This window comes from Sphaerisporangium sp. NPDC049003, from assembly GCF_043197795.1.
In the GTDB taxonomy this organism is placed as follows: Bacteria; Actinomycetota; Actinomycetes; order Streptosporangiales; family Streptosporangiaceae; genus Sphaerisporangium.
In genome coordinates this window covers 1-16,974 of the sequence record NZ_JBICTU010000050.1, presented here as the reverse complement: position 1 = coordinate 16,974, position 16,974 = coordinate 1, and the positions used below count along the sequence as shown (strand labels likewise).

The 16,974-nt window shown below is 67.9% G+C and carries 15 protein-coding genes and 1 tRNA gene; 8 read left to right on the top strand and 8 right to left on the bottom strand.

What is annotated here, in order from left to right; translation table 11 throughout:
* The first annotated feature begins 9 nt into the window (after positions 1 to 9).
* Together ACGFIV_RS34275 and ACGFIV_RS34270 are read left to right on the top strand one after the other, a co-directional pair.
* Positions 10 to 1,107: a DUF3103 family protein gene (locus tag ACGFIV_RS34275; RefSeq protein ID WP_358553958.1), complete on the top strand. Its 1,098-nt coding sequence runs from the start codon at positions 10 to 12 to the stop codon at positions 1,105 to 1,107.
* A 399-nt stretch (positions 1,108 to 1,506) separates the two neighbouring features.
* A complete protein-coding gene (locus tag ACGFIV_RS34270; protein WP_392839183.1) occupies positions 1,507 to 2,574 on the top strand; it encodes a glycerophosphodiester phosphodiesterase family protein in 1,068 nt (355 codons plus the stop codon).
* 264 nt (positions 2,575 to 2,838) lie between these two features.
* Here the strand turns inward: ACGFIV_RS34270 and ACGFIV_RS34265 are convergent, their stop codons facing one another.
* Positions 2,839 to 3,420: a MarR family winged helix-turn-helix transcriptional regulator gene (locus ACGFIV_RS34265; RefSeq protein WP_392839181.1), complete on the bottom strand. Its 582-nt coding sequence runs from the start codon at positions 3,418 to 3,420 to the stop codon at positions 2,839 to 2,841.
* A 114-nt stretch (positions 3,421 to 3,534) separates the two neighbouring features.
* On the opposite strand from ACGFIV_RS34265, the gene ACGFIV_RS34260 reads away from it, so the two are divergent.
* Together ACGFIV_RS34260 and ACGFIV_RS34255 are read left to right on the top strand one after the other, a co-directional pair.
* Positions 3,535 to 5,166: an LLM class flavin-dependent oxidoreductase gene (locus tag ACGFIV_RS34260; RefSeq protein ID WP_358553967.1), complete on the top strand. Its 1,632-nt coding sequence runs from the start codon at positions 3,535 to 3,537 to the stop codon at positions 5,164 to 5,166.
* Positions 5,167 to 5,612: 446 nt separating this feature from the next.
* The gene (locus ACGFIV_RS34255) at positions 5,613 to 6,524 is read left to right on the top strand and encodes a hypothetical protein (RefSeq protein WP_358553969.1); all 912 of its coding nucleotides are present in this window, start codon (positions 5,613 to 5,615) and stop codon (positions 6,522 to 6,524) included.
* Between the two features lie 76 nt (positions 6,525 to 6,600).
* Here the strand turns inward: ACGFIV_RS34255 and ACGFIV_RS34250 are convergent, their stop codons facing one another.
* Positions 6,601 to 8,313, bottom strand: coding sequence for a protein kinase (locus ACGFIV_RS34250; protein WP_358553972.1), 1,713 nt, complete (start codon positions 8,311 to 8,313; stop codon positions 6,601 to 6,603).
* Between the two features lie 248 nt (positions 8,314 to 8,561).
* Here ACGFIV_RS34250 and ACGFIV_RS34245 point away from each other — a divergent pair, with 248 nt between their 5' ends.
* Positions 8,562 to 9,074: an aldo/keto reductase gene (locus ACGFIV_RS34245; RefSeq protein ID WP_358553975.1), complete on the top strand. Its 513-nt coding sequence runs from the start codon at positions 8,562 to 8,564 to the stop codon at positions 9,072 to 9,074.
* Between the two features lie 49 nt (positions 9,075 to 9,123).
* Here the strand turns inward: ACGFIV_RS34245 and ACGFIV_RS34240 are convergent, their stop codons facing one another.
* The 4 genes from ACGFIV_RS34240 to ACGFIV_RS34225 form a co-directional block, all read right to left on the bottom strand.
* Positions 9,124 to 9,519, bottom strand: a complete 396-nt coding sequence (locus ACGFIV_RS34240) for a DUF732 domain-containing protein (protein WP_392839177.1) — start codon at positions 9,517 to 9,519, stop codon at positions 9,124 to 9,126.
* A gap of 246 nt (positions 9,520 to 9,765) precedes the next feature.
* Positions 9,766 to 10,347: a DinB family protein gene (locus ACGFIV_RS34235; RefSeq protein WP_358553981.1), complete on the bottom strand. Its 582-nt coding sequence runs from the start codon at positions 10,345 to 10,347 to the stop codon at positions 9,766 to 9,768.
* A 412-nt stretch (positions 10,348 to 10,759) separates the two neighbouring features.
* Positions 10,760 to 12,298 (bottom strand): hypothetical protein, encoded by a 1,539-nt coding sequence (locus tag ACGFIV_RS34230; protein ID WP_358553984.1) that lies wholly within the window; start codon positions 12,296 to 12,298, stop codon positions 10,760 to 10,762.
* 601 nt (positions 12,299 to 12,899) lie between these two features.
* Positions 12,900 to 12,981 (bottom strand) — tRNA-Tyr (locus ACGFIV_RS34225).
* 142 nt (positions 12,982 to 13,123) lie between these two features.
* Here ACGFIV_RS34225 and ACGFIV_RS34220 point away from each other — a divergent pair.
* Positions 13,124 to 13,615: a YajQ family cyclic di-GMP-binding protein gene (locus ACGFIV_RS34220; RefSeq protein WP_358559330.1), complete on the top strand. Its 492-nt coding sequence runs from the start codon at positions 13,124 to 13,126 to the stop codon at positions 13,613 to 13,615.
* A gap of 488 nt (positions 13,616 to 14,103) precedes the next feature.
* Here the strand turns inward: ACGFIV_RS34220 and ACGFIV_RS34215 are convergent, their stop codons facing one another.
* Complete coding sequence (locus ACGFIV_RS34215) at positions 14,104 to 14,490, bottom strand: hypothetical protein (RefSeq protein WP_344934913.1); 387 nt, start codon at positions 14,488 to 14,490, stop codon at positions 14,104 to 14,106.
* Positions 14,487 to 14,765: a hypothetical protein gene (locus ACGFIV_RS34210; protein ID WP_358559328.1), complete on the bottom strand. Its 279-nt coding sequence runs from the start codon at positions 14,763 to 14,765 to the stop codon at positions 14,487 to 14,489. Before ACGFIV_RS34210 ends, ACGFIV_RS34215 begins: the two co-directional genes overlap by 4 nt.
* Before the next feature lie 480 nt (positions 14,766 to 15,245).
* Here ACGFIV_RS34210 and ACGFIV_RS34205 point away from each other — a divergent pair, with 480 nt between their 5' ends.
* Together ACGFIV_RS34205 and ACGFIV_RS34200 are read left to right on the top strand one after the other, a co-directional pair.
* Positions 15,246 to 16,100 carry a hypothetical protein gene (locus ACGFIV_RS34205; protein ID WP_392839172.1) on the top strand — a complete coding sequence of 285 codons (855 nt, stop codon included), beginning with the start codon at positions 15,246 to 15,248 and terminating at the stop codon, positions 16,098 to 16,100.
* A 126-nt stretch (positions 16,101 to 16,226) separates the two neighbouring features.
* Positions 16,227 to 16,802 carry a pyridoxamine 5'-phosphate oxidase family protein gene (locus tag ACGFIV_RS34200; protein ID WP_358559324.1) on the top strand — a complete coding sequence of 192 codons (576 nt, stop codon included), beginning with the start codon at positions 16,227 to 16,229 and terminating at the stop codon, positions 16,800 to 16,802.
* Positions 16,803 to 16,974: the final 172 nt, after the last annotated feature.

Genomic DNA, 16,974 nt, shown 5'->3' with positions numbered 1-16,974 from the left:
AGATGGCTCGTGCCCCGAGTCCTCATGGCCGCCCTCGCCACCGTGACCGCACTCGCGCTCACAACCGGAACCGCCCACGCCGCCCCCACCACGACGGCGGAACCCGCCGCCGCAGCCCCGAGCAAGGTGTTCGCGGCCACCGACCGCCTCGCCGCCCAGGTCGCCGGAGCCCTGGCTGACCGGGCCGTACGCGACCGCACCGCGTCGGCCACCGCGTCAGGGGCGGCCGACCTGCTGACGCTCGAACGCGACACGAGCCTCGGCAAGGCCGCACGCGCCGCCAACCTGACCGTCCTGGCGGCCAAGGGGTTACCCGCTACCGGCGGGTCGGTGCTCCAGGTACGGCTGGCGAACCCCGACATGCGCGCGGCCCTGGCGCGTGGAGAGGTGCCCCTGGTCGCGGCGGCGCCCACCGACGACGAACCGACGCCGGTCACCGCGTACGACCCGCTCGGCGGAAAGGTCGTCCTCGACCCGGTCAAGGCGCCTCAGCGGCCCGTGCTCGTGGTGGACGTCGACGTGGCCAAGGCGCTGCCCATGGGTCTGAAGCTGGTGCGGGACACCCTGGCCACGCACGGCATCGTGCCCGCGAAACCCGCCGCGAAGACCCTGGCCGGCGGGTACTGGGCGACCAAGGTCAACGCCATCCGGCTGAACGACGACAAGGAGCCCTGGATCAAGGGCGACGCCGAGATCTACAGCATCGTCGGCGGGTTCGGGCTCGACGGAAAACCCGCCGTGAACATCGTCCAGATGCCCTACCTTGACAACGACGGCACCACCTACTACCCCAACCAGCTCCTCGTCCATTTCTCGGCGTACAAGTACAACCTGGCCGACGTCGTGATGATGGAGGACGACGGCGACACCAACTACCAGCAACTCGCCCAGGCCATCGCCACCGCGCTGCTCACGATCGTCGACGGCGGCGCCTACACTCCGCTGGTCAACGCGATCATCTCCGCGATTCCGACCTCGTGGTGGACCGACGACCCGGACTACGTCGACTCCTGGTACACGCTGTCCACCGCCAGCAGCGGCCGCCGGAACGGCGCCGCCGGCAACGGCTGGATGGACGTGGCCCCGTATTGGGTGTCCCAACTCTGACCCGACCGGGCCCTACATCTAACAAACCATCTAAAGAACCGACACTGCGCGGCCCTCGTGTTCTCCAGGACATACCGGCGGGCAGGCGTTCTCCCTGCCGCGCCGAGATGCACGCGGTGATCACATCACGTCTCTCCCGGGAGCTCCCGGGAGAGACACACCGCACCCACCCGCCGCCGCGGGTAGAGATCAGCCCACGCGGCGACGCGACCTCACGCCCATATCCATGGAACATCAACTGAAAGTTCACCCAGTTAAGCGGCCAGATTTCTCACTTGGCCGTGGCACCTGCGCGTTCCGCGAGCGTTCACGACCCCATCACGCCATGGCCGCGAAGGGGTATCGGCCAGCGATCTAGCGTCGCTGGCGTCTGATAGAGCTAGTGGAGCGGAGCCCCCGATGTACCTTCGTCATGTCCTGGTGAGCCTGGCCGTCGTGCCCGCGCTCGCCGTGCCAGTAGCCGCCCACGCGTCAGCGGCGCCTGGTCCTGGTGTACTGCCCCAAAAGACCCACTTCGACCTGCAGGCCCACCGCGGCGGCATCGGCATGACGACCGAGGAGTCGCTGGAGGGGTTCGGCAAGGCGATGCGCCTCGGGGTCAGCACCCTGGAGCTGGACACCCACGTCACCAAGGATGAGAAGGTCGTCGTCAACCACGACCGGCAGATCAGCGCGCAGAAGTGCCGCGACACCGCACCGGTCACAACTGGCGACCCGATGTACCCGTACGTAGGGAAGTACATCAAGGACCTGACCCTGGCGCAGATCAAGACCATGGACTGCGGCTACCAGCAGTTGCCCGGGTTCCCCGAGCAGGAGCAGATCAAGGGCTTCCGGATGGTCGAACTCAAGGACGTCCTGAACCTCGTCAAGAGCTACCACGCCAAGCAGGTCAAGCTCAACATCGAGACCAAGGTTGAGGCCGGCGCGCCCGAGCAGACGGCGCCGCGCGAGCTGTTCGTCCGCCGGGTCTTCGAGGAGATCCGCGCCTCGGGGATCGAGGACCAGGTCACCATCCAGTCCTTCGACTGGGGCGCATTGATGGAAATGCACCGGCTCGCACGAAGGTGGCCGCTGGTGGCATTGACGAATTACGACTTCCTCCAGATCGGCAAGCCCGGTGCCTCCCCGTGGCTCGGCGGGCTCGACGCCGACGACTTCGGCGGCGACTTCGTGAAGGCCGCCGCCGCCATCCCCGGTGTCACAGCGCTGTCTCCGGTGTACGGCTTCCCGCAGAATGGAAAGATCAGCGACGCGGGCTTCCGCTTCTACGTCGATCAGACGATGGTGTCGGCGGCACACGCGCGTGGCCTGAAGGTCATCCCGTGGACCTGCGACGACCTCCCCACCATCGAGGCCCTCATGGACATGGGCATCGACGGCATCATCACGAACTACCCGAACAGCGTCCGGCAGATCATGGCCGACCGCGGAATGCGACTGCCGAAGGCCTACGCACCGCGCTGACCCGACCTCGTCGCGTACCCCCCCCGCGACGCCGGAGGTGCGAACGAAGCTCGCGGCGAAACCTGCGAATGCTGGACGGGCTGAACATCTGAGTAGGAGCGATACCGCGCCAGGCGTGCGCAGCGGAGGCCGGCGGTCACGATGGCCGCCGGCCTCAATGCCGGGTTCCGCCGCTTCTGGGAGCAGCGTGAATCCGAATGAGGCGTAGGAAAGGTCCCGAGTGGCCGCACTCCCCGTTCGTCGACCGCTTCCGGCGCGGCGGTGTCAGCGCCGGGCGGCGCGGCGGGGGCGTGGCGGGGTGGGGGCGGCGGGTTCCCCGGTCGCGAGGTCGGTGACGATCTGGCAGGTGTCGGCGACCGGGTCCAGACTCTGGGCACGAACGGCCAGTCGTCGCAGCAACTCCCGGAACTCCACACGATCGGCGGGGTCCAGCGGGGACAGGATGTGCTCCTCTGCGTGGTCGAGGCCGACCTGGGTCGCCTCCCACGTCGTACGGCCGCGCTCGGTGGCGACGATGCGCTTGTTGCGCCGGTCGGCGGGGTCGGGGCGGCGCTGGACCAGCCCCGCGTTCTCCAGATCGTCGACGAGGTAGGTCATGACGGTCTTGTCGATGCCGAGCCGCAGGGCAAGGGCGCCCTGGCCGCCCGGCAGCTCCTGGGCGGCGGCGGCGAGCACCTGGTAGCCCCGCGGGCCGCCCGGCAGGTCGCGGAAGACGGCGTTGGCGAACTTGACGTACGCACGGAAGACCACGCCGAGGGTCCAGCCCAGATCGGTGTCGAGGGCGTCCGGCGGCGCTGGCACGGCCGCCGGAACCGGCGCGCGCACGGCGGACGGGGTCTCGGGCATGACCCCAGCATAGCCGATCAGTGCGCAGATAGACCTTCTGTTTGACTATTCTTCTGCCTGACATACTATCTGCTATGCACCTAAACCTTCTTGATCGACACGGCGGGAAGTGACATGGCCGACTACGGGCATGAGCTGCTGTTCGGAACGTTCGTCACCCCACAGGCCGACCAGGCCGACCGGGTCGTGGCCCTCGCCCAGCTCACCGAACAGGTGGGGCTCGACCTGGTCACCGTCCAGGACCACCCCTACCAGGCCCGGTTCCTGGACACCTGGACGCTGCTGTCGGTGATCGCCGCCGGCACCTCGACCCTGCGCGTCTCACCGAACGTGGCCAACCTGCCGTTGCGCCCACCGGCCGTCCTCGCCCGCAGCGTCGCCACCCTCGACATCCTCACCGGGGGGCGGGTCGAACTCGGCCTCGGCGCCGGAGCGTTCTGGGACGGCGTCGCCGCGATGGGCGGACGGCGGCTCACCCCGGCGCAGGGCGTCGAGGCCCTGGAGGAGGCCATCCGGATCATCCGGGCGATCTGGTCGGACGACGGTGAGACGGTCCGGGTGGACGGCACGCACTACCGCGTTTGGGGAGCCCACCCCGGGCCCGCGCCCGCCCACGATGTCGGCATCTGGCTGGGTTCGTATAAGAAGCGGATGCTCGGGCTGACCGGACGGCTCGCCGACGGGTGGCTGCCCAGCAGTCCGTACGCGGGGCCTGACGCGCTGCCCGCGATGAACGCGGCGATCGACGAGGCCGCGGTGGCCGCCGGACGTCAGCCGGCGGACGTGCGGCGGCTGTACAACATCGCCGGCTCGTTCACCGACCGCGGCACCGGGTTCCTCAACGGGCCGGCGCACATGTGGGCCGAGCAGCTCGCCGAGCTCACCCTGACGCAGGGCATGAGCGGCTACATCGTGATGGGCGACGACCCGGACGTGATCCGCCGCTTCGCCGCGGAGGTCGCGCCGGCCGTACGGGAACTGGTCGCGACCGAACTCGCCGGGCGCGTGAACCCACCGCCGTCAACCGACCCGCGTCCGTCTACCGGAGCGCAACCGTCTACCGAACCGCGTCCTTCGACCGAACCGCGTCCTTCGACCGAACCGCGGCCGGGCGGCACCACGCCCGCCCGGCCGGCCGTACGGACGTCCGCGCTGGCCGCCGTGCCGACCCCCGACGACGGCACCCGGCTCAGCGATGTGCGGGTCTGGGACGAGACGACCCGCCCGACCGGCCCGGCGCCCGACCCGAGCCGCAGCTACACCGCACACGAGCAGGCCGCGGGCGGGCACCTCATCGAGGTACACGATCATCTACGGGAGGAGCTGCGGAACGTCCGCCGGCTCGTCGACCAGGTCGAGGCCGGCACGATGGACCCCGGGGCCGCGCGATCCCAGATCAACGAGATGACCATGCGGCAGAACAACTGGACGCTCGGCGTCTACTGCCAGTCGTACTGCCGGGTGGTCACCACCCACCACACCCTTGAGGACATCAGCGTCTTCCCGCACCTGCGCCACGCCATGCCCGAGCTCGCGCCGGTCGTCGACCGTCTTGAGCAGGAACACCACGCCATCCATGACGTCCTCGAAGGCGTCGACCGGGCACTGGTCGCCCTGGTGAACGAGCCGGACGGCATGAAGTCCCTCCGCGCCGCGGTGGACCTGCTCACCGACTCACTGCTGTCCCACCTGTCGTACGAGGAGCGAGAGCTCGTCGAGCCCCTCGCCCGCCTCGGCTTCTCCTGACCGCCCCTTCCCCGGCTCGGCTTCGGGGCGGCCGCCTCCTGGGGGCGATGCCTCGGAAACCCGGCCGGCCGCCTGTGAGGCGCGCAGCTCTCGTCGCAGCGTCGGGAGCTGTGCCATGGTGATCAGCGCATCCATCGGCCCCCCTTTCACGAGGACCGGAAACTATAAGATCCACGGCATCGCCGCAGGTCGGTTGGCACAAACATGAACAGCCCTTACCAGGACCGGGACGGACGGGAGATTCCGGTGTCACCACCTCACGTGGCGATCCGATTCGATTCCGGGTGCCGGCCCCCGAGGCTCCTCTTGTCGCCTTCGCGTACGGACCCCGTTCTGAGACGGCCCCGTTTCCCCAAACGTGACCCGCGTCTTTGAGAATGCGGTTGTACCGAGCACGAAAGTGGTTGGCAACCGCCGTGTAAGTGGCCTTGAGAAGAATGGCGGACATGACGAACTTCTCCGCATCGCGCCTGCTCGCACCGCTCCGGCACGGTGCCGTCGTCTTCGCGCTCGTCACTGTCGCCGGATGTGGCCTCGCCGGCGGTGGGACCAAGGGAGACGAAGCCGCTGCTCCCGCGCAGGTGACCACCAGCGTGACCGATGAGGGCACCGCCGGGGCCGTCAGCACCCCCGTCCAGAGCCAGAGCACGGCCGTTCAGAGCGAAAGCACGCCCGCCCAGACCGAGACCGGCGAGAACGTCCAGGCGGCGGCCGTCGAACCCGGTGGCGTCCTGGTCGACGGCAGCACGGTCTCGTCCGAGCTGACCCGTGCGGGGCAGAAGGACAAGTTCACCCTGGACCTGGGCGACGCCAGGGAGTTCTACGTCACCGACATGCAGGGCGACGGTATCCAGTTGCAGGTCTTCTCGGACGTCGACGGCCGGCCGCTGGGCCCCTCCAGCGTCAGCCTCACCTTCGGCACCTCGATATTCAAACTGACCAAGACGGGAAGCCACCGGCTGGAGGTCTGGGGCGAGACGAACGTCGTGGGGTCCTACAGCTTCCGGATCGCGACGGTGAAGGTCCGCACCTTCCCCGCGGCGATCGGGCTGAAGATCGGTGAGGGCACCCCCGCCGGAGCGGGACGGCTGGATCCGCCCGGGCGGATCGACCGCTTCGAGTTCGCCGGGGACGGCGCCACCGCGATCAAGGTCATCGGGGGCGCGTGCGGCGACATCGTGGTGGAACTCTTCGACGCCGCCGAGAAGAGCGTCGCCAACCCCCGGCAGCCCTACCCACTGTGCGGCAACGAGTTCGACCTATCCCTGTCAGACGGAAACGCGCGCTACGCGCTCGTCGTCAGATCACCCGCGGCGAAGGCCGGGACGTACTCGTTCCAGATCGCGCGCGCCGGCTGAGCGCTCAGGAGCGGCACAGGCCGGGCGGTCAGGAGCAGCGCAGGCTGAGCGGTCAGGAGCGGAGCAGGCTGAGTGGTCAGGAGCGGTGCAGGTTCCCGCGATATTCCACCGCGCTCGCGCCCTCCTGCCCCACGTAGTCCAAGGTCCCGGGATCCTTCAGCGTGAGGGTCACGTCTCCACCGGCGCACAGATCGTGCTGCTGCACGCTCAACTGGAGCACGGTGGCGCTCGTGACGCTGGTGAGCATGGCTTCCTGCCGGCAATCGTCGCGCGTCAACGTCGCGGTGGACTGTCCCTCCTTCAGGGTGATCGTCAGACCGGCCTGGTCCTTGCGGCCGTCCGTCGACTCGACCTGTCCCGCCCAGGTTCCCGCGAAGCCCGCCGGGATCCCGCCGCCCCGCGCGGCGGGCGGAGCCGGCGTCGGTCCCGACGTCGGCTCCCGGTCGGCGGTCGTACCAGAGGCCGCCTGGCTGGGCCGCCCTTCCGTGGTCGCCGCCGGAGCCGAGGACGATCCGGACGTCCGCTCCCGGCCGGGGGCCGTACCGGCTGCCGTCTGACTGGAAGCCTGCCCTCCCTCGGTCGAGTGGCCCAGCGTCCCCGTCGCGTACAGCACGCCGGCGGTGGCGACCGTCACCAGGGCGGCGGCCGCGACGGCGATCACCGGCATGGCGTAACTCCTCCCCCTCCTACCGCCCTCCGCACGGCTGGGCGTCGCATCCCGTCCCGATGACGCCGTGTCACCTGCCGCGGTACCGGCGCCCCCGGTGGGCACCCCTCCGGAGTAGGGTGCCGCGATCGTGGGCGCGGGGGCGGGCGCACCAGCGGAGGGGTGGAGCGGTGAGGTCTCCATTCTGGTGGGGTCGGCCGGGAGCACCTTGGTCGCGCCGGGCCCGGGTGCGACCGTGGCCTGACCGGCCGCGCTGAGGCCGGGCCAGTCAGGAGGGACGTACGCGCTGGGCACCGCGCCGACCTCGGGAACCGAGACGGTCGAGGCCGTGGGGTCGACCAGCCGGACCAGGAGCGACCGGGCGGAGGGGCGCACCTGGGGATCCTTGGACAGGCAGGTCGCCAGGGTGTCGAGCAGGCTCTGGGGAACGCCGGAGAGGTCGGGTTCGTGGTTGAGGAGGCGGTTGAAGACGGCGGCAATCGTGTCACTCCCGAACGGCGCCCGGCCCGTCGCGGCGTACACCATGGTCGCGGCCCAGGCGAACACGTCCGCCGCGGGGGAAGCGTGCACTCCCTTGAGCTGCTCGGGTGCCATGTAGGGCGGGGTGCCCGCCAGCACAGAGGGCGCGGTGCTCGCGTCGAGTGGCCGGGCGATGCCGAAGTCGACGACCCGGGGCCCGTCGGGGCCGAGCAGCACGTTGGCCGGCTTGAAGTCCCGATGAACGACCCCCGCGCCATGAATGGCCGCGAGGGCGGAAGCCGTGCCCACTGCCAGCCGCTCGACGTCGCCGTCCCGCAAGGGACCGCCGTCACGCACCCTATCCTGCAGCGAGGGCCCCGCGACGAACTCACTCACCACAAAGGGGTCCGCCCGGTCGAGCTCGGCCGCCAGCACGCGGGCTGTGCAGAAGGGAGCCACCCGGCGGGCGGACTCCATCTCCCTGGCCAGCCGGCGGCGGGTGTCGGGATCGGTGCCACCCTTGAGGACCTTGATGGCCACACGGTCGCCGTACGCGCTCAGGCCCTCGTAGACGACCCCCTGCCCACCCTCGCCCAGGCGCCCCACGACCTGGAACGCTCCCAACGCTCGGGGGTCGCCCGGCTGCAGTGGGCCAGCGGCCATGAGCTCCTCCATGCACGTTGGCGAGTTCCAAGCGTAGCGACGGGAAGCCCCTGCCACTACGGTCCTTCAACGGCCGAAGCACCTCGGGACCAAAGCAGACCGAGGCAGGCCGAGGCCTTCCAGAAGGCGTTCGCGCCGACCCGCTCCGCCAAGGCCCGCAGCGCTTGCTCCGTCGCCGACCCCTTTCGGCGCCGTGCGCGATCGCGTCCACCACCGCGTCGGAGACGGCGTGCGCGCGGCCCTGCTCGATGCAGGTACCCAGACCCAGGTTAGGCCGGGCCCGGTGCCGGGCACGGCGGGAGTCGGAAGCTGTCAGTCCGTACCCACGAAACGATCCGCAGGAGGCACTACCTCATGAAGCGCAGGCGGCGGACATCGACCTGACCGGTAGCGGTCGCGCGGCCGTCGAGCGGAACAAGTTCGACACCTCTCTGCCCGAGAACGCGCTCAAGCTCCAGGCCGTCGGCGAGCTGACGAAGCTCGCGGCGGAGGCGGGGCTGTCGCTGCCGCACCTGGCCATCGGATTCGTCACGGCCCACCCGGCCGTCACCTCGGTGATCATCGGACCGCGCACCATGGAGCAGCTCGACGACCTGCTGACCGGCGCGGACACGGTGCTGAGCGAGGACGTCCTCGACCGCATCGACGAGATCGTGCCACCCGGTACCGACCTCAACCGCGCGGACAGCTACTACGTGCCCCCGGCCCTGGCGGACAAGGCGCTGCGCCGAAGGGCGGCGGCAGAGAGCGCGGGGCGGTAACCGGAGCCGACTCTGCGCCGGTAGGGCGCGGCCGAACGGTGGTCGGCGTTTAGGAATTCATGGTGATCTTCGGGCAGATGTACCTGTTCGCCGCGGCCACAATGGCCGGCGCCTGATCCAGGCCCACGTTCACCGCCCCGGAGAACTGCTTGAGCACGTTGTCCTCCACCATGGGCTTTGGCATGTCCTCGGCGATGTCCAGGCACAAGTTCTGCCCCAGGCGCACCGCACGGTCAGGGTTCGAGGCGAACTGCCGGTTCAGCTCTCGCAGAACCCCGAGGTAGGCGGCGCGCTGCTCGACGTTCGGCTCAAGGATTTCCAGGAGGGTGGAGGTCGTACTAGCCGGCGGGACCGACGGGGCCGTACGCGCCGCCGTCTTCCGGGGTACCGTGACACCCGCGGCGAAGCCGGTGAGCAGGATGGCGACACCCACCACCAGGCTCATCCACTTTCCGAAGCTCCTGTGCCGCTTCCGCGGAGGGTGCTGCTGCTCACCAGACCACTGCATGCCTTGGAATCATAGGGACGCCGTGATGGCTGAACACCAGCCGCCAGCTCGGTGGCGTCCTCGCCGTGGCCGTCTCCGGCGCCCTGCTCGTGGGCCAGTTCTGCGCGGCCTGCGCCCGCTGATCGCTGCGGTGGTGGCCCTCGCCGCGGCCTCAACGGGTTCGGCGCGCCCTACCCGTGCTCGTCACTGGCCTATGCGTCCGTCGATCCGCTCGCGCAACAGGTCGACGTGCCCCATGTGGCGGGCGTACTCCCAGATCATTCCGATCAGCACCTCGCGCAGCGACATCTGCCCTCCACCGCTGCCATGCAGATTCAAGGGATCGTCTCCGGTGATGTCGAGACTGGGCGCCTCGGCCACGAACCGCGTGGCGAAGTCCGCCTCCGCACGCCATGCGTCCCATGCCTCCGCGACCACCTGGGGGTCGGGAACCGCACCATCGAAGTCACCGTCACGGTCGGTGTCGGAGCAGAACAGCCGGGGCACCTCCTGGCCCGCCATCATCACCCGGAACGTCGCACGCTCCACCTCGGCCAGGTGTCGCACCATCCCAAGGAGCGACATCGTCGACGGCTCGACGGAACGCCGCGCCATGGCCTCGGCGTCAAGACCTGAGCATTTCATCTCCAACGTGAGGCGCGCGCAGCGCAGGGATTCGACCAGCGTGGCGCGCTCGTCGCCCAGCGTTGGCCCGTTCTCACGCGGGTCGTCGTCCGACGGCTTGCCGTCCGCGGTGAACATGTCGGCTCGTCGTGTCGTGGCCATGGCCGCAATCATCCGCGCTGCGCACAGCGACCGACAACCGATTAACGACCCCCTGCACTCATGGTCAACCGGTTCGGGTCTGGCAAGCCGCAGTCAACCGCACTGCACGGTGAGCCGGGGTGAGGAGCGGACTTCGGATCTTCGACGGTTTACAGGGGCCGAGGATCTAAGCACTTCATAGCCTCTGACCTGTCATTCTCCTTTGCTCGACCCCTCCCCCCGGTTGACCGTTCCGGACACCATCCGGATCATGAAGCGAGTGGCCTCACGTCCCTTTCCCTGCCGATCATCCTGTCGCCGTCGTCCCTCCCCTCTGGGGAGCAGGGGACGGGGGTCAAGGTGGAGCGCCCTACGTACGAACGACCTTGACCCCTGTCCCTGTCATCCGCCGACAGCGCTGATCACACCGTGATCACGCGGGCCGTTCATTGACCGCTGCGCAAGCCACGTTCGCGCTCTCACGCTTGCCGTTCTGGTTCTTGAGCACCCATATGCCCTCTTCGTTGAAGCGGATCCATGCCTCGCCATCGTTAAGTCCCCGTATCCAGCCGGCGGACACACCCCCGAATATCCGTACGCCCTTGTCTTGATCCAGGAACTGGATATACCCCTTGCCTTCGCCTGATCCGCGGACCTGGTTGGTAATCACGCTGTTCACGTCGGCCTGGTCGGCCGCCATAGTCCCCCACTCTTGGGTCCCATTTCGGTACACGTTCAGCCCGGCTTTGGGGAAGGTGATCTTCCCGTCGTCAGTGCTTCTTCCTTGCACCCATTCGGTGTTGACGCCGTTGAGATCGGCCTTGTCAGCAAACACGGTTCCCCAGGCTTGTCCGGCCCCCTTGCGCACGTTCAGGCCTTCCTTGGGGAAGGTGATCCATCCGTCGTCGGCGCTTCTCCCCTGCACCCATTCGGTGTTCACGCCATTGAGGTCGGCCTTGTCGGCGTGCACGGTTCCCCATGCCCCGCTTCCCTGGCGGATGTTGAGCCCGTCCTTGGGGAAGGTGATCCTCCCGTCGTCGGCACTTCTCCCCTGCACCCATTCGGTGTTCACGCCGTTGAGATCGGCCCTGTCGGCCGTCACGGTCCCCCGCCCTCCGGAGTCGTTGAGGATCTCCACGCCTGTGCCGGTGAAGGTGACGCGCCCCTTGTTCGCCGTCCCCCGGACCCAAGGGGTGTCGATGCCAGTCGTGGCGGTGAGGGTTTCCAGGACGGGATAGCGCACCTGAACGGTCGTGGTGAGGAAGTGCTGCTTCTGAGTGGTCGGGTCGGTGGCTACCAAGATGTAGGTGGTAGCCCGCTTCGGGGCCTCGGCTGGCGACCAGGTACGCGTGCCCGGGGGGATGTCCGCATGCCCGCCGGGGAACCGGATCTCGTAATGGAAGTCGTTGGATCCGTCCCAGCTCAGCGCGAGGCCTTCTCCGGCATCCACCATGGCCTTGTCCGGACGGAAGTCGCACGGTGCCGGAATCTCCCTGGGAGCGGCCTTCACCACCGGCACCGCCGCGTCGCTGACCTGCCACCCGCTAGTGGTTCTGATGGTCTCGGTCGCCATCAGCACAGCCACCCCAGCGGTGGGAGCGACGGTGACGTTCTCCAGTGTCAGCACCATGTAGTCACCAGGCGCGAAACCTTCTATGCGACCGCTCTGGGAGGTGACCTGAAAGACGTTTGCGCCTTGCGGCTGGACAATCACCGGCTGGGTGTCCGCCTGGGGACCCGACTGGGTGTCGGTGTACTCGCCCCTCGGCTTGATCGCGCTGATGTCCCGGCTGAGGTGGCCGGCGCCGTCACCGATGGGCACCTTCACCTCGATCCTCAACCAGGGCACCATCTGTCCGGTGTTGGTGACCATCAGATACACCGTCCCCGTGGACGGAGACCGCCCGTCCACTGACGCCTCCAGGGACGTCGGGTCGGTGAGGATGGTGTAGGTAAGCGCAGTCAAGGTCACGACTCCTTCTCTTGGCAGACAGCGCAGGTCGATGCCCTGCGCACTACGAGAGGACCGGGCCGGGCAGAACAGGCGGCGGCGCGGGTGAGACGTTCGGAACCCGCCGCTTGTGACGCACCACAGAAGAGCACCCCTCTAGATCCAAACGCCAGGATGAGAGCACAACAAGAGAACCCAAGGAGGCCATAACGGGCGCTTCGGCAATATCTTCAGCGTCTTGACAAGCACTCGGACCATGGCCCACTGGCAGCGCTGCGATCGCCTGCCAGCCGCGACAAGCGCGGTGATTAAGTCCGTGCTGGAACAATGACTTGCCTACCCGCGACGTTCGGCTTGGTGCGGCGGGCAGCCTGCGTTTCCCGCCGCCGGCCGCGATTGGCGCCCGCCGGCGTACAAGCCCCCAGGTCGCGGAGTGGGCCAGGGCGCCACCGCACGGAAGCTCATCAGCGAGGCCCTGAAGGCGCCCCAAGGGGCCGACTGACGCCGACGCGCATACGACGCGAGCCCCCGTAGAGCGCCGTTGACGACCATGAACAGCCGAACACACAGCAAGAGGCCCCTAACCGTGTTTCCACTGGTCAAGGGCCTCTTTGCGCTGGTGTGGCAGGTGCAAGGTTCGAACTTGCGTAGGCTGAGCCGACGGTTTTACAGACCGCTCCCTTTGGCCACTCGGGCAACCTGCCGTGTCTTCCGCTCTCGCGGCGACAGCAAGAAGAATAGCGGACTTCGGGGGTGCCTGTGACACCGGTTTGACCGCGCCCTGATCCACACGGGACCCCCCTCGGGTCGCTAGGGTCGGAGGGACGAGAGAGGACACGTATACCGATGGCCGACAGCAGTTTCGACGTGGTGAGCAAGATCGACCGGCAGGAGGTCGACAACGCGCTGAACCAGACGGTCAAGGAGGTCGGGCACCGCTTCGACTTCAAGGGCACGGGCGCGGGCATCGCTTGGTCGGGTCAGAACAATATCGAGATCAAGGCCAACAGCGAGGAACGCGCGAGTGCCGTCCTTGACGTGTTCAAGGAAAAGATCATCAAGCGGGGGCTGTCCCTGAAGGTGCTCGACGCCGGCGAGCCCAAGTTGTCCGGCAAGGAGTACCACCTGGTCGTCGAGCTCAAGGAGGGCATCGACCAGGAGCACGCCAAGAAGATCTCCAAGATCATCCGGGACGAGGGCCCCAAGGGCGTGAAGGCGCAGATCCAGGGAGAAGAGCTCCGGGTCAGCTCCAAGAAGAAGGACGAGCTTCAGGATGTCATCACCCTGCTGAAGGGCAAGGATCTCGACATCGCCCTGCAGTTCACGAACTACCGGTAGCACGGCTCCGACCTTTGGCGTTCGGTCCCGGTGCTTGGGGGGCGCATCCAGGCATACCGTCCTAGGTGGTCTGGACTTGCGGGAGGGGCGCATCCGGGGCATCCGGCCAGGCGCGGCCTCACTATGAGGACGCGCCTTCTCCGGTGCCCCGGGCCTCCCCCGAGGATGAGGTGGACCGGTCGGTGTCGGCGGTTGGCCTGGAAGTGTCCGGGCGGGTCTCGTGACGTGTAAACGTCCGGGCAGGTCTGGCGGTCTGGAAGCGTCCAGGCGGCACCCTCGATGATCACCCGTGTTCCGCTTTCCGGAAATGACGTTCCTCCCTGTATTGCGTGGAGTCGACGACGACCGGCTCAAGGCGCGGATCAGGTGCCCGTGCTACAGGACTGCTCGTCTCGGGTTGGTCCGGCTCAGAGCCGGGAGCGCCCAGGCCGCAAAGGCCCGAGCGCTGGGAGGCGGTCAGGACCGTACGGTCCGGTGCTGGGAGGCGGTCAGGGGATGGGGTCGATCATGATTCGGGGGTCGAGGAGGGTCAGTTGGTCGCCTCGGTCGGTGAGGATGGGCCAGTGGGTGTTGCGGGCGCACCACACCACGTGGCCGGCGACCACGTCGTTGGCGCCGTCCAGCAGTTCGCCGATGTCGGGCGCCTTGCCGGCCGTCAGGTCGTCGATGGTGACTCCCGGACCCATGATCAGGTCGAACAACTCGGCCTGGGTGTCGAGGGGCGCGATGGAGTACACGGCGGCCAGCGCGGTCGACGGCACGCATAGTCCGCCGCCCCGGTAGAGGCACATCGCCACGACATGGCGCGAGTAGCGCGTCTTGGCGACCGCGATGTCCACCAGCGCGCTGACGTCGAGAACGCGTCCAGGGATCATGACACCCGGGTCCGCGTCATGGGCGGGCGACTGGCCTGCGACCACTCCTCGTCGGTCAGAGGCGCGACGTCGAGCGCGGCGGCCGCGGCTTCCAGGTCTCCGCGGTCGAGGCACCAGCGGGACATGAGCGTGATGGCCGCCTGCCTGGCCTCGATATGGCGTTGCACGGCGCTGCGAATGATGTCCTCGACCCTGCGCCCCTCAAGATGCGCCTGTCGCATCAGGGCCTCGGTCTGAACGTCGTTCAGTCTGATGGTGAAGGAGGAGTGCCCCATACCGTGACGGTAGACGCCGGATGCCCGGCAAGCACCCCTTTCGCGCTCGGCAACTGCCCACGAATTCCGCCCACCCTGGTCCCACGATCGGGTGCGTGGATCATCCGCCATGCCATCGAGGGCCCGTCGTACGAACGAGCGGGTGGATCACCGTCGAGGTGTGCCGTGTCCGTAATGGGCGAGGCGGGTGCCGAGTCCCAATCGTGACGCAACCTTTCGCTTGTTCATGGAATCTATTGAAGGTGACGAAAGGATCGCGCCATGAAGCACGCGCGCATGCTCACCCTCCTCACGATGGCCGCCGCGGCCACGATAGCGAGCCCGGCCGAGGCGCAGACGGGAGCCGCCTCAGCCCAGAACACAATAAGCAGCACTAAAGCCCAAAAGGCCACACAAGGCACTACAGCCCAAAGCGCTACAAACAGCTCTAAAGCGGTGCGTTATGCCTCGTTGAAGAGTTGTCACAAGTCGGATTACCTCGTGCCCTGTGGCGCCTGGGAGCTGACCCTTCGGAGTGGGAAGGTCGTCAAGCTCGCCGGTGCCGCCGTCTTCCCGAGGGATGCCAAGGGCAAGGTCGACAAGGAGAGCAACGCGCCGATCGCGGTCAGCGAGGACGGCACGCGGGTCGTGTACTTCCGCGAGTCCGATCGCAAGCTGGTCTGGAAGGACGTGCCCAGCGGCCGGGTGCACAGCCTGCCGGGCACGACCGCGAAGATCCCCAAGGGCCTCGGCATGACCGACGTCGACCCCACCCTCTCCCCCAGCGGCGACGTGGTGGTCCTCGACTACTTCGACGACTCCGGCAAGCGGCCCACGCTCGCCGTCGACCTGGGAAGCGGCGACGTCGCGAAGCTGCCGGGGAGCGACACCGTGCAGGGCTTCAGCCCCGATGGACGCCGGATCCTCGTGTCGCGGTTCACCGGGGACAACACGACCGAGTTCGCGGTCTACGACACCGACGGCAATCAGGGGGAGAGCCGCGAGGTGCCGCAGGTGGTGTCGAACAACTCGCCGGTCGCGCTGGCGGACGACGGAGTGACCGTGGGCGTCGTGATCGTCCCAACCTCCGGAAAGCCTCGGCTGAGGCAGTACGACCTGTCGACGGACTCGGTCTCTCCCGCCATCGATCTCGGGATCAGATCGAAGGAAAGCGCCTACCGGATCTCCTGGGATGAGTCGGGCAAGCTCGCACTCTGGCACCTGCGGAGCACGGAGGACGGTACGGTCACGCGGGCGACGGTCAGCACCGTCGACCCGTCCACCGGCGACCTCGCGAAGGTCGACTCGTTCAAGGTGCGGACCGGCCTGTGGACGTGGTGGCTGCCCGGGGAGTGACCGGGCCTCAGAGCAGTCCGATCGCCTGGATTCAGAAGCCCTCCGATCGCCTGAACTCAGAGAGTCCTCCGATTGCCTGAGGGAGCCCTCCGCGTAAAGTCCCATATAGCGGGTCTAGGAGGGAAAATGGGCAAGGTCTATGAAAAGCTGAACGACCGGCTGCGTGACTTCATCTCCAGGCAGCCGGTCTATTTCATCGCGACGGCTCCCGAGCACGGCGGGCACGTCAACGTCTCCCCCAAGGGCTACGCCGACACGTTCGCCGTACTGGACGACACCACCGTCGCCTACCTCGACCTCGACGGCAGCGGCGTGGAGACCATCGCCCACATCCGCGACAACGGCCGCGTGACCGTCATGTTCGCCGCGTTCGCCGGCCCTCCCAACATCGTGCGCCTGTACGGGCGGGGCCGGGTCGTCACCCCGCACGACGACGGTTTCGACGATCTCGTCAAGCTCTTCGGCCCGCACCCGGGCGTACGGTCCGTGATCGTCGTGGAGTGCGACCGCATCTCCGACTCGTGCGGCTACTCCGTCCCGTTCATGACGTACGACGAGGACCGCCCGCTCCTCGACCAGTGGGCACAGCGCAAGGACGTCCAGCAGAAGCGCGCCTACCGTGCCAAGAACAACAGGGAGAGCATCGACGGCCTCCCCGGGCTGACCGCCGACGAGACCGACCCGGTCAACCAGCGCTCCTGAGACACGACCGGCCTTCGGGCGGGAAGCCTGGCCCCGTGAGCAATGAAGGTGGAGACCCGCGACCCCTGCACGAGGATGGGTCAGACATCCCTGGAGCTGGGCTGTCAAGCGGCAAAATCGTTCTGTCGGTGTGACCAGGCGGTTGCTTGGTCGTAGGGGGTGTGTGTTTTGA

What these genes read in the sequence shown, in the direction of transcription:
- ACGFIV_RS34270 (WP_392839183.1), top strand. Translation starts at nt 1,507, where the DNA reads ATGTACCTTCGTCATGTCCTGGTGAGCCTGGCCGTCGTGCCCGCGCTC.
- ACGFIV_RS34265 (WP_392839181.1), bottom strand. Translation starts at nt 3,420, where the DNA reads ATGCCCGAGACCCCGTCCGCCGTGCGCGCGCCGGTTCCGGCGGCCGTG.
- ACGFIV_RS34260 (WP_358553967.1), top strand. Translation starts at nt 3,535, where the DNA reads ATGGCCGACTACGGGCATGAGCTGCTGTTCGGAACGTTCGTCACCCCA.
- ACGFIV_RS34255 (WP_358553969.1), top strand. Translation starts at nt 5,613, where the DNA reads ATGACGAACTTCTCCGCATCGCGCCTGCTCGCACCGCTCCGGCACGGT.
- ACGFIV_RS34250 (WP_358553972.1), bottom strand. Translation starts at nt 8,313, where the DNA reads ATGGCCGCTGGCCCACTGCAGCCGGGCGACCCCCGAGCGTTGGGAGCG.
- ACGFIV_RS34245 (WP_358553975.1), top strand. Translation starts at nt 8,562, where the DNA reads ATGCAGGTACCCAGACCCAGGTTAGGCCGGGCCCGGTGCCGGGCACGG.
- ACGFIV_RS34240 (WP_392839177.1), bottom strand. Translation starts at nt 9,519, where the DNA reads ATGAGCCTGGTGGTGGGTGTCGCCATCCTGCTCACCGGCTTCGCCGCG.
- ACGFIV_RS34235 (WP_358553981.1), bottom strand. Translation starts at nt 10,347, where the DNA reads ATGGCCACGACACGACGAGCCGACATGTTCACCGCGGACGGCAAGCCG.
- ACGFIV_RS34220 (WP_358559330.1), top strand. Translation starts at nt 13,124, where the DNA reads ATGGCCGACAGCAGTTTCGACGTGGTGAGCAAGATCGACCGGCAGGAG.
- ACGFIV_RS34215 (WP_344934913.1), bottom strand. Translation starts at nt 14,490, where the DNA reads ATGATCCCTGGACGCGTTCTCGACGTCAGCGCGCTGGTGGACATCGCG.
- ACGFIV_RS34210 (WP_358559328.1), bottom strand. Translation starts at nt 14,765, where the DNA reads ATGGGGCACTCCTCCTTCACCATCAGACTGAACGACGTTCAGACCGAG.
- ACGFIV_RS34200 (WP_358559324.1), top strand. Translation starts at nt 16,227, where the DNA reads ATGGGCAAGGTCTATGAAAAGCTGAACGACCGGCTGCGTGACTTCATC.